At 67.2% G+C, this 16,150-nt stretch carries 11 protein-coding genes and 1 tRNA gene; 5 read left to right on the top strand and 7 right to left on the bottom strand.

All coding sequences use genetic code 11. From position 1 onward, the window contains the following. Positions 1 to 58: 58 nt before the first annotated feature. The 3 genes from ACFWE2_RS18460 to otsB all read right to left on the bottom strand — a co-directional run bounded on the left by ACFWE2_RS18460 (position 59) and on the right by otsB (position 5,095). Positions 59 to 1,318 carry a DUF4032 domain-containing protein gene (locus ACFWE2_RS18460; RefSeq protein ID WP_377225676.1) on the bottom strand — a complete coding sequence of 420 codons (1,260 nt, stop codon included), beginning with the start codon at positions 1,316 to 1,318 and terminating at the stop codon, positions 59 to 61. 180 nt (positions 1,319 to 1,498) lie between these two features. After that, positions 1,499 to 2,614 carry an ABC transporter ATP-binding protein gene (locus ACFWE2_RS18455; RefSeq protein WP_377225675.1) on the bottom strand — a complete coding sequence of 372 codons (1,116 nt, stop codon included), beginning with the start codon at positions 2,612 to 2,614 and terminating at the stop codon, positions 1,499 to 1,501. Between the two features lie 150 nt (positions 2,615 to 2,764). Beyond that, positions 2,765 to 5,095 carry a trehalose-phosphatase gene (gene otsB / locus ACFWE2_RS18450; RefSeq protein ID WP_377225674.1) on the bottom strand — a complete coding sequence of 777 codons (2,331 nt, stop codon included), beginning with the start codon at positions 5,093 to 5,095 and terminating at the stop codon, positions 2,765 to 2,767. A gap of 155 nt (positions 5,096 to 5,250) precedes the next feature. Here otsB and ACFWE2_RS18445 point away from each other — a divergent pair, with 155 nt between their 5' ends. From ACFWE2_RS18445 to ACFWE2_RS18430, 4 genes are all read left to right on the top strand, one after another. Continuing rightward, positions 5,251 to 7,017, top strand: coding sequence for a protein kinase (locus ACFWE2_RS18445; protein WP_377225673.1), 1,767 nt, complete (start codon positions 5,251 to 5,253; stop codon positions 7,015 to 7,017). A gap of 121 nt (positions 7,018 to 7,138) precedes the next feature. After that, positions 7,139 to 7,996, top strand: coding sequence for a DsbA family protein (locus tag ACFWE2_RS18440; RefSeq protein ID WP_377225672.1), 858 nt, complete (start codon positions 7,139 to 7,141; stop codon positions 7,994 to 7,996). Positions 7,997 to 8,119: 123 nt separating this feature from the next. Next, positions 8,120 to 8,195, top strand: a tRNA-Thr gene (locus ACFWE2_RS18435). Between the two features lie 122 nt (positions 8,196 to 8,317). Continuing rightward, the gene (locus ACFWE2_RS18430) at positions 8,318 to 9,805 is read left to right on the top strand and encodes a serine/threonine-protein kinase (protein ID WP_377225671.1); all 1,488 of its coding nucleotides are present in this window, start codon (positions 8,318 to 8,320) and stop codon (positions 9,803 to 9,805) included. Between the two features lie 79 nt (positions 9,806 to 9,884). Here ACFWE2_RS18430 and ACFWE2_RS18425 read toward each other — a convergent pair whose 3' ends face one another. Continuing rightward, a complete protein-coding gene (locus tag ACFWE2_RS18425; protein ID WP_377225670.1) occupies positions 9,885 to 10,862 on the bottom strand; it encodes an HNH endonuclease in 978 nt (325 codons plus the stop codon). Positions 10,863 to 10,972: 110 nt separating this feature from the next. Further along, on the bottom strand, positions 10,973 to 11,665 hold the full coding sequence (locus ACFWE2_RS18420) for a tyrosine-type recombinase/integrase (protein WP_377225669.1): 693 nt from the start codon (positions 11,663 to 11,665) through the stop codon (positions 10,973 to 10,975). A gap of 231 nt (positions 11,666 to 11,896) precedes the next feature. Here ACFWE2_RS18420 and ACFWE2_RS18415 point away from each other — a divergent pair, with 231 nt between their 5' ends. Then, positions 11,897 to 12,133: an HAD family hydrolase gene (locus ACFWE2_RS18415; protein ID WP_377225668.1), complete on the top strand. Its 237-nt coding sequence runs from the start codon at positions 11,897 to 11,899 to the stop codon at positions 12,131 to 12,133. A gap of 26 nt (positions 12,134 to 12,159) precedes the next feature. On the opposite strand, the gene ACFWE2_RS18410 is transcribed toward ACFWE2_RS18415, so the two are convergent. Then, on the bottom strand, positions 12,160 to 14,583 hold the full coding sequence (locus tag ACFWE2_RS18410) for a S8 family serine peptidase (protein WP_377225667.1): 2,424 nt from the start codon (positions 14,581 to 14,583) through the stop codon (positions 12,160 to 12,162). Positions 14,584 to 14,704: 121 nt separating this feature from the next. Further along, a complete protein-coding gene (locus ACFWE2_RS18405) occupies positions 14,705 to 15,673 on the bottom strand; it encodes an AAA family ATPase (RefSeq protein ID WP_377225666.1) in 969 nt (322 codons plus the stop codon). Between the last annotated feature and the right edge of the window lie 477 nt (positions 15,674 to 16,150).

Here is a 16,150-nt window from a genome sequence, read left to right as displayed (position 1 = left end):
TCGGCAGTCCGTCAGGTGATCGGCAGCCCGAGGTGCCGATCACCTGACGAACTGCCGATCACTCGGCGTAGTCCGCGGCGGCCTCGCCCGGCGGTAGGCCGAGCAGGGCGTCCTCGTCCCTGCGGTGCCGCAGCACGTTCTCGACGTACGACTCCGCGGCCTCGGGCAGCGGGATGTCCCGCTGCGCCTGCTGCGAGATGAACCAGCGGTGGTCGAGGATCTCGTGGAAGAGCTGTGCCGGCTCCAGCTTGCGGCGCAGCTCGCGCGGGATGGCGTCGATGGTCGGGCGGAAGACCTGGCGGACCCAGGCGTGCGCCACGATCTGCTCCTGGTCGTTCTGCCGGTGCGTCGCGGCGCGGTAGCTGTCGAGGTCGTTGAGCATGCGGCGTGCCTGGTTCTCCTGCACGTCCAGCCCCGTGAGGCGGAGCAGACGGCGGGAGTGGTGCCCCGCGTCGACCACCTTGGGCTGGATGCGGACCTTGGTGCCGTCGATGTCCGTGGTGATCTCGAGCTCGCCCACGTCGAAGCCGAGGTCGTTGAGCCGCTCGATGCGCGCGGCGACGCGCCAGCGGTCGCCGGAGTCGAAGGCCTCGGAGCCGGTGAGGGCGTTCCACAGCTCCTGGTAGCGCTCGACGAGGGCGTCACCGATGGCCACCTCGTCGACGTCCTCGTCGAGCAGCTCGCCCGCCGCGAGGTCCATGAGCTCGCCGATGATGTTGGTGCGCGCCAGGTCGACGTCGTAGTTGCGCTGGCCGTCGGTCAGCGTGCGGTGGATGTCGCCGGTCTCCGCGTCGACGAGGTAGGCCGCGAACGTCTCGGCGTCACGCCGGAACAGGGTGTTCGACAGCGAGACGTCGCCCCAGTAGAAGCCCACGAGGTGCAGTCGCACCAGGAGCACCGCGAGGGCGTCGATGAGGCGTGTGGCGGTGTCGGGGCGCAGGTCCTGGCTGAACAGCGCGCGGTACGGCAGGGAGAACTGCAGGTGCTCGGTGACGAGCACCGCCTCGAGCCGCTCGCCGTCGGGCGCCCGGCGGCCGGTGATGACGCCGACCGGGACCACGGAGGGCACCTCGATGCGGTGCAGCTGGCGAAGCAGCTCGTACTCACGGTAGGCGACGGTCTCGCCGATCTCCTTGATCGCGAGCACCCGGCCCCCGTGGTTGACGAAGCGGACGATGTGCCGCGAGATGCCCTGGGGCAGCGCGGCGAGGACGTCCTCCGGCCAGTCGACCAGGGGCACGTCCCACGGGAGATCCAGCAGAGCGGGGTCGGGTGCGACCGCGGTGATCTGGAGGTTCTGCTGGGGCATGGGCACCATTCTGCGCTGAGCCGGCCGCCTGTTCGTGCGAGGCAGGGCCAGGGAGCCGTGGAACTCCGCGGGGCGGAGTGATGAAAGGCCTGCGGGGTGTGTCGCTGGGCGAGGACAGAAGTCCACGCACAGCGACACACCCCGAGGAGGTAACCGTTCCCTCAGCGAGCCGAGGGATCAGCCGGACGATCAGCCGAGACGCTCACCCGTGTTCGCGGAGAAGATGTGCGAGTGGCCGGCCTCGATCGCGACGGCGATGACGTCGCCCTTGTCCGGGACACCGCGCGGGTCGATGCGCACGATGAGCTGGTTGGTCTCACCGGCGGTGAGGTTCACGTCCGCGTCGCCCTTGAGGGTGCCGTAGACGAACGCGTCCGAGCCGAGCTCCTCGACGAGGTTGACCTCGACGTCGAACGAGCCGGGGGTACCGGAGGGGACGACGTCGAGCGCCTCGGGCCGGAAGCCCAGGGTCACCTTGCCGCCGTCGGCGTCGGTCATGGCGCTCGCGATGGAACGCTCGAGCGGGACGTCGGCGGAGCCGACCTTGACGACGCCGTCCTTGACGTCGAACGTGCCGATGTTCATGGCGGGCGAGCCGATGAAGCCGGCGACGAACACGTTGTTCGGGCGGTCGTACATCTCGCGCGGCGTACCGACCTGCTGGAGCACACCGTGGTTCAGGACGGCGATGCGGTCACCCATGGTGAGCGCCTCGGTCTGGTCGTGGGTCACGTAGACCGTGGTGACGCCCAGGCGGCGCTGCAGCGACGCGATCTGCGTACGGGTCTGGACACGGAGCTTGGCGTCGAGGTTCGACAGCGGCTCGTCCATGAGGAACACCTGCGGCTGACGCACGATGGCGCGGCCCATGGCCACACGCTGACGCTGACCACCCGAGAGGGCCTTCGGCTTGCGGTCGAGGTACTCGGTGAGGTCGAGGATCTTCGCGGCCTCCTCGACGCGCTGGCGGATCTCCGCCTTGGGCGTGCCCGCGATCTTCAGGGCGAAGCCCATGTTGTCCGCCACCGACATGTGCGGGTACAGCGCGTAGTTCTGGAAGACCATCGCGATGTCGCGGTCCTTGGGCTGCACGTCGGTGACGTCGCGGTCACCGATGAAGATGTGCCCGCCGTTGACGTCCTCGAGGCCCGCGAGCATGCGCAGGGAGGTGGACTTACCGCAGCCGGACGGGCCGACGAGGACGAGGAACTCGCCGTCCTCGATCTCCAGGTTCAGCTGGTCGACGGCCGGGCGCTCAGTGCCCGGGTAGACGCGAGTCGCGTGATCGAAAGTGACCGTAGCCATGACTAGTACATCCCTCCACCGGCAGGTACGTGCCGGACGATCCGTTGTGGTCGGGTGCCGTTGCTTCCACTCACGTGTCGGCGGTGACACTTGCAGCGCGATCGTACCCCGGTTCGTCAAGGCCGCGGTATCGACCGGGTCACGATCGGGTCAGTCCTCGCTCCGCAGCGTGCGCGAGAGACCGGCGAGGACGGCGGCCAGAGCGTCCGGGTCCGGGACGCGGTGGGAGGCGAGCGTGTCGCCGGTGCCGACCTTGATCGACAGGTCGCCGGACTCGAGCGCGCCGAAGGCGTGCTCGTCGGTGGTGTCGTCGCCCGCGTACAGGACGCGCACCTTCTCGACCCCCAGCTCGGCCGCCACGGTGCCCCGCAGCCGGCGCAGGGCCTCGCCCTTGCTGGTCGGCACGACCGACACCTCCACCACGTCCTTGCCGTGCATCGGGGGCAGGCCCAGGTTTGCCGCCACCTCGTCGGCGGCCACGGTGATGGCCGCGGCGTCGTCCACGCTCGCCAGGCGCGTGTGCACGACGGCGGCGGCCGGCTTGACCTGCACCCAGGCCCCTTCCCGGCCCGAGACCGCCGACTCGAACCCGGCGACCAGCGCGTCGAGCTGCCCGGACTGGACGGTGGTCAGGTGGAACGGCACCTGCTCGACGCCGGTCGTGGTGGCCCGGCCGGCCTCGGCGCCGTGGCTGCCGACCAGGAACGTGCCCTCGGGGGCGACGCTGCGCTCCGCGAGGTCGGACAGGTCCCGCCCGGAGACGAGTGCCAGGCGCACCGGGGCGTCCTGGGCGAGCGCGTGCAGCTGCTCGATGGCGGCGCGTGCGGCGCGCGTCATGGTGGACGCCTTGGGATCGTCGACCAGCGGTGCGAGCGTCCCGTCGAAGTCGCACGCGAGCAGCCAGCCGGTGGTCGGCTTCCTGCGCCGTCCGTTCCCGTTGCCCATGCGGGCCAGCCGGCCGCGCGCGGGTACACCTTCGGGCACGGTGGTGAACGCCGTCAGCGCGTCGCGGAGGTTGTGGTGGCGCGGCTCCGCGGATCGCGGGTCCACCGTGAGCGGCCGGGGCGGCACGGCGGTGAGCACGCCGAGGAAGCTCTCCGACCACTTCGCGACGTCGTCGGACAGGACCTTGCGGCGCAGGCGGCGCATGCGCCGCCGCTGCTCCTTGGGGTCCATGGTCGCGGCGGCCACGATGATGTCCTTCATACCGTCGATGTCGTGCGGGTTGACCAGCAGCGGGCCGGGGGAGAGCTCGTCGGCCGCGCCGGTGAACTCGCTGAGCACCAGGGCGCCGCGCTCGTCGGAGCGGGCGGCGATGTACTCCTTGGCCACCAGGTTCATGCCGTCGCGCAGCGACGTCACGAGCAGCACGTCGGCGGCCAGGTAGAGCGCCGCCATCTCCTCCGGCGGGTAGGAGTGGTGCAGGTAGTGGATGGCGGAGTGCCCCAGCTCGCCGTACTCGCCGTTGATCCGGCCGACGAGCACCTCGACGTGCTCGCGGAGCTCCTGGTAGGCGCCGACGTTCTCGCGGCTCGGGCTCGCCACCTGCACGAGGGTCGCGTGCTCGACGTCGAGACGGCCGTCGTCGAGCAGCTCGCCGTACGCCTTGATGCGGTGCCGGATGCCCTTGGTGTAGTCGAGGCGGTCGACGCCGAGCATCAGCGTCTCGGGATTGCCGAGGTCGGCCTTGATCTCCTTGGCGCGGGCCTGGACCTCGGGCGTGCGGGCGAGCGTGTCGAACCGGCGGGAGTCGATGGAGATGGGGAACGACGACGCGCGCACGTGCCGGCCGGGGCGCCCGTCGGCGTCCGGGATCGTGATGACCGGGCCGCGCGTGGTGTAGCCGGTGAGGCGGCGTGCGGAGCGCACGAAGTTCGCGGCGTCCCCGGTGCGCTGGAACCCGACGAGGTCGGCGCCCAGCAGGCCGTCGATGATCTGCCTGCGCCAGGGGAGCTGTGCGAACAGCTCGACGGGCGGGAACGGGATGTGGTCGAAGAACCCGATGCGCAGGTCGGGGCGCAGGTCGCGCAGCATGCGCGGGACGAGCTGGAGCTGGTAGTCGTGCACCCAGACGACGCCGCCCTCTGCGGCCTGCGCCGCGGCGGCGTCGGCGAAGCGCTGGTTGACCCGGCGGTACGCGTCCCACCACTGGCGGTGGTAGTCGGGGCGCTCGATGACGTCGTGGTAGAGCGGCCAGAGGGTGCCGTTGGAGAAGCCCTCGTAGTAGCGCTCGATCTCGAGGGCGGTCAGCGTGACCGGGACCAGGAGCATGCCGTCCGCCTCGAACGGCTCGTGGGCGAGGTCGGGGGCGCCCGACCAGCCGACCCAGGCGCCGTCGGCGTCCTGCATCACGGGCTCCAGCGCGGTGACGAGGCCGCCAGGAGACCTCTGCCAGGTGAGATCGCCGTCTGGGCCGACCGAGAAGTCAACTGGAAGTCGGTTCGCGACGACGACCAGATCGTACCCGTCTTTACCCGGCAATGTACTGCTCCTTAGTTGTAGAAGAGTCTCGCTGTCCAGTGCCAAGAGTAGCGGCGCCTCTTGCCTGCTCAGGGTAACGAGCGGCCTGTTCACTCGCCGCTCGCGTGCGCGGGAAAGCCGGGCATCCGTTGCCCGCGACGACTACGGTGTGCCTCATGAAGGAGGTGGAGGCCTCGATCTCGATCCCGAACGGCGCCGGCCCCGCGGCCGGCACCAAGCTCGGCGGTTACACGGTCGTGCGCGAGATCGGGTCGGGCGCGATGGGCGCCGTCTACCGCGCGGAGGACGACGGCGGCCACCCCGTCGCGCTCAAGGTGCTGCACCGCCATCTCGACGACCCCGCCGCCCGTGAACGCCTGCGCCGGGAGGCCGCCGCCCTCCAGGGCCTGCGGCACCCAGCCGTTGCTCGCGTGCTGGACGCCGAGCTCGAGGGGCCGGAGGCCTTCATCGTCACCGAGCTCGTCGAGGGGCCGACGCTCGAGGAGGAGATCGACGAGCGCGGTCCGCTGGACTCCCGCGACCTCTTCGAGCTCGCCGACCAGCTCGCCGACGCGCTCGAGGCCGTGCACGGCACCGGCGTCGTGCACCGTGACCTCACACCGTCGAACGTGCTCATCGCGCGCAGCGGGCCGGTCCTCATCGACTTCGGGCTCGCCCAGGGACCCGGCGACGTCCGGGCCACCCGGACCGGGTTCGTCATGGGCACCCCCGGCTACCTCGCCCCCGAGCTCCTCGACGGCGCGGAGCCCGGCCCCGACACCGACTGGTGGTCCTGGGCCGCCGTGCTCGCGTTCTCCGGCACCGGCCGCGCACCGTTCGGCGTACGGCCCACCGAGCTCGTGCTGCGGCGCTCGCGGCAGGGCCAGGCGGACCTCGACGGACTGCCGCCGCGCACGGCCCGGGCGCTGGGCGCGGCCCTCCGGGCGGTGCCCGTCGAGCGCTGGGGGCCCGACGAGGTGGCGAGGGCGCTCAAGGCCGAGTCGGAGGCGTTCGTCGCCGCGACGACGGGCTCCGCCGATCCGGCCGAGCCGACGGTGGTGCTGGGCTCCGGTGACCCTCGCACCGCCTCGGCGCCCGCCGACCTCGGCTCGACGCGGGTCATGCCGCAGGGCCTCCTGTCGCACCCGGTGTCCGAGGCGGCCGGTGGCGCGGGGGTCGGTGCCGCGGCGGGTGCGGCCGCCGTCGCAGGCGCCACCAGGGGGCGGTCGGTCACGGGACGGGCGGTCGGTGCGCCGCGCCCTGCTCCGGCGTCCGTCGAGCCGGCCCTTGTCCCGGAGCGGACGAATCCCACGCACGTCACCGGCTACCGGGGGCTGGTCCTCGTCTCGGGGCTCGCGCTGGTGGCGCTCGCCACCACCCGGCCGGGGATCGCCGTCGCCCTGCTCGTCGCGCTGATGATCGTGTCCCGGCTGGCCGGGATCGCCGTCGACGAGTTCCGCAGCCGACGCGCTCGACGCGGCCCGAGCCGGGCCGACGCGCTGGTGGCGACCCTCCTGTCGCCCTGGCACCTCGTCCGCGCGGTGTTCGGCGTGCTGCCCGCCGCCGCCGTCGCCCTCTGCACGGGCGTCATCGTCGGGCTGCTCGGACTCATCGTGTTCGCTCCAGGCAACGTGATCATCGCTCCGATCCCCACCGTCGAGGCGCGTTCCGTCGGCGGGATGAACGAGCCCGTCGTCGACAGCCTCGTGCTCGGTATCGCGATGCTGGTCACGGTGGTCGTCGCCTGGTTCGGGCCCGCGTCGTACGGGACGCGCATCGGGGCCAAGCCGCTGCTGCGCCGGATCGCACCCAGCTGGGGACCGAAGGTCATCCTCGTCGTGGTCGTGCTGGCGCTCGCGGTGCTCGCCGCGCAGCCGCTGTTCGACGGCGCTGTGGATGTGCAGTGGTGGCCCTTGGGCGGCCGGCCCGACGTCGTGTGGTGATCCACAGGTCGGGTGTCGGGATCGTAACGAAACGTCCAGCCGTCTCCCAGTGAGCACTTGTAGTCTTGAGCTGGGCGCCGGTGGCGCCTCGCCCCATTGGCCCGCATCTCGAAGGACCCCGATGTCGACGAACCAGACCAAGGCGCAGCGTCGAGACGCCGCCCGTGCCGAGGCCCTTGCACTCCAGAAGAAGCAGCAGGCACGCGAGAAGCGCAGCCGCCTGATCGTGCTGAGCGCGCTCGGACTCGGACTCGTCGTCCTGGTCGTGGCTGTCGTGATGATCTTCCTCGAGGGCCAGAAGACGCCCATGGAGAAGGTCGACAACTTCCCGGCCGGTGTCGTCGAGCAGACCGGCATCCCTGTCGGTGCCGACGGCGTCGCGGGGACCGAGAACGAGGGTGCCAAGACGCTCGACGTGTACGTGGACTACATGTGCCCGATCTGCGGCCAGTTCGAGTCGCTGAACAATGCGAGCATCACCGAGATGCGTGAGGCCGGTGACCTCACGCTGGTCGTGCACCCGGTCTCGATCCTTGATCGCGCGTCGCAGGGCACCGAGTACTCCACGCGCGCGGCGTCGGCCGCCGCGTGGGTCGCCGACCAGGCGCCGGAGCAGTTCAACGCGTTCCACGAGGCGCTGTTCGCGAGCCAGCCGGAGGAGAACACGCCCGGCCTGTCGGACGACCAGCTCGCCCAGATCGCGGAGCAGGCCGGCGTGCCGGCGGATGTCGCTGCGGGCATCACCAGCGGCGAGGCGCACGACACCTACGCGGAGTGGGTCACCGCTTCGTCGGAGGTCGCGGGCAGCACCGAGTCCCTGCTGAACGCCGAGGGCGGCTTCGGTACGCCGACCGTGGTGATCGACGGCGAGCGGTTCGAGAACTGGCAGGTGCCCGGCGCGCTGACCGAGGCCATCACCGGTGAGGCCCCGGCCTCGGAGGAGCCTTCTGCGGAGCCGTCCGCGGAGCCGTCCGAGTAGTCCACAGGTTGCGGACGGCGGGGTTCCCGGGCTGCGGCCCGGGGCCCCGCCGTCCGTGTTCCGGCCGGTGGGTGTCCTCGACTCGGATTCTGGTGGCCGGACCCGTTAGGCTGGTCCCCGCCCGCCGCCTTAGCTCAGCTGGTAGAGCTCCCGCCTTGTAAGCGGAAGGTCGTCGGTTCGAACCCGACAGGCGGCTCCAGAGGCCCGGGATCTCAACAATCCCGGGCCTTCGTGCTTCGTTACAGGGTGCGGTCCCAGCGGAAACCCAACACAATCACCCGCAGTGTGCATCGTCTCGGGCCGACACCTAGGCTCGTTGGCGTGAAGTTACAACTTGAGAGCCGGGCCTGGGAACTTGGCGACCGCCTCAAAGCCGATCCGTCTGGATCGGAGGTCTTCGAGGCCATGGCCGACGATGGAAGCCCTGCCGTCGTGAAGTTCGTGAAGAAACTGCCAGGTGCCGACCGTGAGGTGTTGATCGGGGAGGCAGTGACCGCGGCGCGTCTCCCGAACGTCGTCCCGATTCTCGATACGGGGGAGCACGGCGAGTACCTAGTGCTCGTCATGCCACGCGCAGAGAAGTCGCTCGCCCAGCATCTGGCGAAACTTGACGGCAAGGTGATGGATGCCGACGAACTGTTGAGCGTCCTGACTGACGTGGCCGTAGCGCTGGTGGCAATCGAGAAGGCCGGCATCGTGCACCGTGACCTCAAGCCCGCGAACGTGCTGCTCTTGCACGACACGTGGTGTCTGGCCGATTTCGGTATTGCCCGGTACACGGAAGCCACAACTGCTACGCACACGCGCATGCGAGCCAAGACGCGTGAGTATGCCGCACCTGAGCAGTGGAGAGAAGAACGGGCCACAAGTACGACAGACGTCTACGCCTTTGGCGTGATGGCTTCTGAGATGGCGACTGGCGTGCGTCCGTTCCCCGGACCTGCAACCGAGGACTACCGCGAACAGCACCTCACTGCGCCGCCTCCACACTTGACTCGCGGTCCGCACCGCCTGAGGGCCATCGTGCAGCAGTGCCTGTCAAAGGAAGCGGCGGCGCGACCGAAGCCAGGCAACCTGCTTGTGCGCCTCAACGCTGTTCTTGAGGAGCCCAGGAGTGGGGCTGTGGCCCGTCTGGCCGAACAGAGTTCGCGAGTGGTTCAGAAGGCTAATGAGGCTGCAGTCGAAGCTGAGCTGATGCGCCAGGCGGGCGATGCGCGGTCCCGCCTTGCTACCGACGGCATCCGTGCGTTCAGTGCCTTCTCGGAACCGTTGCTCGAGCACATTAAGAACGATGCACCAGCAGCGGAGATCGAATACCGCCGCGGTAATTGGGCGATGCTTTTCGTAGCGCGACTCGGTGGTGGGCAGCTTGGCGTTGTTGCACCGGACCAGTCACGGGAGTGGGGCGGCCCATTCGACGTCGTCGCTGACGCTACGATCACAGTCAACCTCAAACGGGATCACGAGGGGTGGAACGGTCGATCGCATTCCCTGTGGTTCTGCGATGCCTTCGAGCAGGGGCGCTATGCCTGGTACGAGTTTGCATTCATGGATGCGCCGTCGAGTGGGAACAGCCGCCGTCCTCCCAGGGAGCCATACGCACTTGAGCCGGAAAGCGCGCTTGTCGTTTTCTCCAACGAGAACGCAAGTGGTCGACTCGCGCGGCCCGTCGTTGAACTGGATGTTGACGACCCGGCTAAGTTCGTTGACCGATGGCTTGGCTGGTTTGCTGATGCCGCGGGAGGAACCGTGGCCCGTCCCATCACGATGCCTGAGCAGCCAGACGACGCACGGTGGCGGCACGGCTAGATCGCGGTTCACTCACGCTGCACGGTGGGGGGCGCTGAGTGAGGTGGCCATCGCAACAGAACGCGCGCACCAGTGGGTGTCAGGATCGCTTTGAGCGAAGTTCTGCCGGCGTGATAATCGGGCGGTGCTTGTGGAGAACGCGATGGCAGGTAGGGCAGACCAGCACCAAGTCGCTCAACGTGGTGACGCTCTCGCCGATCTTGTGCAGCGGAACGATGTGGTGCACGTCGATCACGCCCTCGATCCCGTAGACGTCGAGTGAGTCGAAGTCGCATATCTCGCAGGCGAGGCGACCCGTCTTCTCGCGCACAGATTTCTTCTTCCGATCGACGAGCTTCCTGTCACGCTCGTAGCGCCGGTGCTCGCGAAAGAGGATCTGGCCCTCCAGCGCCTCGTACTCTTCGATCTCTCCAGTGTCGGTAGGTGAATCATCGCTCTCGCCCCTCGCGCGGATCAGAGCCACAGCTTGCGCGAGATCACTGGGGCGGTGCGCCCACGCTTCCCACACCCTGACATCTCCAGCGCCTCCATGCGACATACCTTGACCCTCATGTTCTGGGTCGATGGAAGAGAAGTTGTACAACTTGAGCGAGACGGAGTTGGGGTTGCGGAACGATGGGCTCGCCCGGACATGATCCGGAAACACTCGGAGGGACCGAAGTTCGGCGCTCAGGTCTGTGACGATCTTCGCGTTGACGTTGTAGGGGATCTGGCCTCGTGTACGCAGGTATAGGTCGAGAGCCAGCATCAGTTCATCGACTGACCAGTTCGGTGAAGTCGCAGGCCGGGTTACCTTGAACCCGAGCTTTGCGAGGCGATTCGCCACCGTGCTGTTGCCGCCCGAGAACTCGTCGGCAGACATGAGAATGCCGTGCTGGTGTAGGTGGGCCACACCTGCGATTGCCTTCGAGTCGTACAGCGCGCCGTCGACGACGACGAAGTAGTCCTTGGCGGGCCGGAAGCCGTACTTCTCAAGGAAGACTTCGCGTCCCAGCGCGTCGAACTCCGCGATCGCCTTGTTGACGGCTGCGGGGTCGGTCACATCTGCGAGGGCCATGCGATGAAGGTATACGGAGAGACTGACATCCGGTCTCGACAGACAGAAGTCCGGAACCCGCAGGCTCCGGACTCTGCCCTTTCGCTACGTGCCAGCGCAGCAGTGCTGCCCTATCGCCCGCCGAACTTCTCCAGGATCTCCCGGTGGTCGGGGCCAAGGGCGGGCTTAACAACGTAGTGCTTGGCCGTTATCGCCGGGTGCGAGTGCCCGAGCTGGGCTGCCGCTGCCTCAATGTCGGCACCACGTTCGACGGCCGTACCGACGGACTTGCGGAACGTCTTCGGAGTAATCCAGGTCCACTCGGGGTGCCGCTCGCGGAACGTGCGCCACTGGCGGTCCACCGTCGTTGCCTCTCGCAGCCCGCCGCGCTCCGAGGGAAACACCAGATCGAACTCACCCTGCGACACCTCGGTGTTGCGCCGTTCGAGCATACTCATTGCAAACTCTGGCACCAGATGGCCGCGAGGCTTCTTGCCCTTGGTGGTGTCCTGCCGAAACAGGCCCGCGCCCTTCTCTCGCACGACTGTCCCGGTGAGGTAGACGATGTGCTTGGCAAGATCGACCTCACTCCAGCGCAGGGCAAGAGCTTCGCCAGGGCGGCAACCTGTGGCGAGCATGACGTCAACTAGGTCGTGGAGGTCGATCGCCGTGGCCTTCTTGTCCATAGCCAGGGCTGCCCGCAGGTTGATGACCTCCGGCACGTCGAGCGCCCGCACCTCATCGAGCGACGTTGCGGGAACCGGTGTGACTGACTTGGCGGGGTTCGCCGTCAGGACGTCCTCACGCACAGCGACGTCGAGCATGCCTTTGAGGCACGTGAGCGACACACGAGCGTTCGCGGGGTGCTTGGCCACCTCTCACTGGCCACCCAGGCTTCGAGACGGGACACGGTGCACTCGCGCAGGCGCAGCCCGCCGACGCCGGGGATGACGTACTGCTCTGTGGTGTATCTGTATCGCTGCCGGGTATTCACGGCGAGCTTGCTCGGGTCGATCTTCGTCCGGAGCCAGTAGTCCGCGAGGGCCTCCAGGCGGGTGTCTGCCGTGATCGTGTCGGACGACGCGCGAGCCCTGGAGGTCGCTGGAGTCGGTGCGCGGGAGGCCGTACTGATTGGAGATTCCGTCTCTGACATCGAGGTGGCCAGAGTGGTAGGTGTTCACTCAATCGGCTACGCCAAGACGCAACAACGGGGCGCTGAACTGCGAGAAGCCGGAGCCGATGCTCTCACGGACACTATGGTCGGCCTTGATCAGGCGCGCGGCCCGGGATGATGAGCAGGGCAAAGTTGCTCTGGATGCTATCCGCCGATGATGGGGATGGGCACGTGTAGTTCCGTCGCGATTGGGGTGTAGAGGTCGATGTCCTGGCGCTCCGTGCGGAGAGAGACAATAAGCGCGTAACGGACGGGGAGGGAGGTTCGATCTGCGCGCCCGTTGTTCTTCCACCAACCGCCGACGGGATAGACGGCAAGCGAGTTGGCGGCGGCCAGCTCGTACCCGTTGCCGGTCCATTCGTCCTGGTGAAGAGAGCCTAGATGGCGTTGGTTGGGGCCTACGAGCCACCTATCTGTCGTGGAGGGGGAGCGCGCGACTCCTTCCTCATCTCGCTGGGCATCTCGGTTCACACGACGAATGAACTCCGCTTCTGTCTCAAGCGAGTGTTGGAGGTCGAAGCGAAGTCCGTGAGAAGCGTATGCGTAGCGCCTGCGCCAACCGCGCCTAGAAGGCGAGGGCTCAATGAAGTGCGACAAGGTGATACGCAGCCGAACCTCAGCGTCTCCGAGGGCGGTGAGGGCTTCACGGGGCCAGGGCAGGGAGTGGAGCCGGAAGTGGCGCATGCGGTAATCCGGTCCCCTGAAGGGGACGAATTCGTCCTGCGTGACCAGCGTGGCTGCCTGCTCGGAGGAATTTAGTACTGCGTCCTCGGCAGGCACTCCCCATCCGTAGCGGCGCAATACTCCCAGACGTTGCACTTTGCTGTGCTCGTTTGTGATCTCGGTGCGCATCATAGGAGTCCACTCGGCCGCGTGAGTGAGGAGGCCTCGTACGGTTTCTGGCCAGTAGTCGGGGTAACGGGCCATGGCCAGCGCCGCAAGGCGGGAAGCCTGGGCCGTCGCTGCACTCGTGGCGTTAGCAGAGGTGAGCGCGAGGTCGTTGGCAGTTCCCGTCGATCGCAATGAAAGCAGCGGGTGTCGGTCTTCGAACTCCGTGGTGCCGTTTGTGAGGACGTTCCCACCCTCCATGCATATGTCAGGCTTGATGGGCCATTGTCGGCTGCCGAAGGGAACTGACGTCCTACTGTGTGGTGAGAGTCCGCCTGCCTCGGCGAGTGGACTCCAGCCGTCGTATGTCGGATCCGTCGGTGTGTCGTCTAGTTCGGTGTATGCCGAAACCGTCAGGGCATTCCATGCTTGGGCGGGATCTTCGACAGCCGAAGTGTCCGATTCTGCATGGTGGTCGAGCTGGTAGGTGTCGACGTTGCCCGCGGCTACAACAATCAGGCGTGCGGCGTTTGGGTCTGGCGCTGAGAGAAGGCGCAGTTGACGCCCGTCCCGGACCACATCGGTTCCGGCCGCTAGAGCATCGACTGTTGCCGACCAGAGGGTGGGCTCGCCTGGGCTGTCCGGTGGAGCGCTAATTGGCAGGCAGAAGACGCGTGATCGCGGGGCGGCGATCTCGGGGAGAATGATCGCTTCCGCTGTCGCAGTGCCGAAGTCCAGGGGGTTCAGCTGTGGTTCGCCTTTGGCGGGCTTCATGCGAACCGACTCAAGGCGATGCTTGAGTTCTACCGCCGACGCCCCTGTGAGGACAGCATCGAGGTCGCCGTAGAGCGCAAGTCCCGCCATGGAAGTGCCGTGGCCCTCGACGTCATTCGTAGATGTGCCGATGATCGTGTGCATGTCAGCTGGGTCGAGCGAATCGCGTAGCAACACGTGCCCCTGGAACACGCCGGTGTCTAAGTGACATACGACTGGCGCTCCGACCGGAGCCGGAGTTACGCGATCGATAAGGTCCAGGACGTACTCGTTCTGCTCGTTGGCATGTAGATCCTCGACGGTGTCGACGAACTCTGGGCGTCGAATCTCGGCGACCGGGATGCGCGTGAACGGAAGAACTTGCAACTGGTCCCAGGTTGCTTCTATCCACACGACATACCGGTCGTGAAAGACGACAGAGCGAGGAACGATGCGCAACTGCTGGGTGCTCGCGAAGGCTTCGAGCAGTTCCGCGTTCGGCTGGCCAGTGTCTAGCCAGAGTTCCCACCAATGCCTTCCGTACGCGGGAGGCGCACCCTCTGAGGTCCACAGGTCCGCCAAAACGGCCCGCCGAATGCGCCCGATATTGGCGATGAGGGTCTGGTTCGCGGGGTTGCCCTCCGGGGTCGTCCAGTTCTCCGGTGCCGCCCTGGTCGATACCTTGGCGAGGTAGTCCTCGAAGAGCTTGAGAAACTTCGCTCGAAACGCGTCCGCGACCCATACGGTCGCCCGCTCAGGTTCGGTCTCGGTGGCGGGATGCACGGCGAGTAGCAGCCACATAGGGCGCTTCCGCCTGATTCGTGAGGGAGTCAGGCGGTCCAGTGACTCGATCTTGAGGGGGTACGCCGCATCGGCTCCCTCAAGGACAATGATCGTACCTATCGCCTGGAGTTCGTCCACGCTCAGACTGAGTAGACGGCGCTCTGCATCGCTCTCGGAGAGGGTCGTTTCGAGCTGGCCGCGCATGGCGAGGCCGTGAGCGCGGTGCTCTACAGGGCGAGTTTTCGGATTGCCCTGTCCGCGCCGGGTGAAGTCTTCGTTGGATGCTCGCTCAATCACGTGCAAGTGGTCGAGGCGGCGTGACCCGTCAGCCAACGCTTCCCTGACGTCGAGCAGTCAGTGCATCAACGATGTCCGCGCGTGTAACCGTGGTCTCCCCACGCATCAGTGTCGCTTTCGCTGCGTGCTCGGCGGCTTTCACTAGATCCGCGTGGCTGAGCCCGTGGGTGTGCTCGTTGAGCTTGGCCAGGCTGAGCCCGATCGCCAGGGAGCCCAAGCGCGTACGGATGACAGATGCCGCCTGGCGAGGATCGGGAAGTTGATAGGTCAACACCGCATCGAACCTTCGAAACAGGGCTCGGTCCAGGATCGAACGATGGTTGGTCGCCGCGACCACTATCGATTCGGGGCTTGCTTGCTCAAGGAAAACCAGGAACGAGTTCAGGATCCGGCGGGCTTCGCCGACGTCGTTCCCTGCTCGATCGGCGCCAAGAGCGTCGAACTCGTCGAAGAGGTACACACCACGGCGTTCCGCAACTGCGTCGAATACAGTGCGAAGCTTGCCAGCCGTCTCGCCCATGTACTTGCTGAGCAGGCCGTCCAGGCGGACCGTGAACATCGGGAGCGCGAGCTCAGTGGCAAGCACAGATGCAGTCATCGTCTTGCCTGTGCCCGGAGGGCCCTCCAGGAGCAGGCGATGGGTTGGGGCGAACCCATGGTCCAGCAGCGTGCGGCGCTGCCGCTGCTCGGCGATGATCTGCCGAATTTGAGAGATGAGGTCCGTTGGTGCAACCAGCTCTCGGAGGGCGACCTCTGGATGCGAAATTTCTACGAGTTCCGCAAGATCGCCGCGTGGCTGAGTCAGTCGGGTGACGTTGCTCCGCGGTGTGGACTTGCGCGAGGCGTCTACCGTCTTCTTGATGTCGTCGGCTAGTAGGTGGTGCCCGACCCGTGCCTCACGAGCTGCGACCTGAAGCGCGACTGAGTAGAAGGCCGCGTCGTCGCCCGCAGCGTGGCTCCGCACCATTGCGGTGATGTGCTCGCCGTGCCCAGCCATGAACTCCCCTTCTGATGGCCGCGCCAAACAGGGCCAGTACAAGGCCATCCTAGAGGCAACGGTTCGCGGGTTGTATGGGGCTCGCGGGCATGCCGGCCTGTCAGTCGGGTGAAGTGTCGAGACGAGGCAAGGTTGCGCGTGGCCGCGGTGCTTGGCCCTGGTGGCGCGGGACTGCCTCCGCTTCTACCGGCGGTCAGCAGCCCAGCGGAATCCCAACGGAATGTTCGGTAGCGGCTGTGCACCTATGTATAGGTACGGCACTGCCTTCAGCCGCGCCGTGGTGCCGCACGGCACCTAGTGAGATCCAACGGCTATCCAGCGGCAACGCGTGTCCGGTAAGCGGAAGGTCGTCGGTTCGAACCCGATAGGCGGCTCCAGAGGCCCGGAATCCCAGGGATTCCGGGCCTGTTTGCTGTCGTCGGACGGTGCGGACCAGCGACTTCGGTCGGTTGCCATGAGATCGGTCGTTCAACCGAC

Origin of the sequence: Promicromonospora sp. NPDC060271 (assembly GCF_042726755.1) — a bacterium.
GTDB lineage: Bacteria > Actinomycetota > Actinomycetes > Actinomycetales > Cellulomonadaceae > Promicromonospora.
This window is presented reverse-complemented; position numbering and strand designations above follow the sequence as displayed.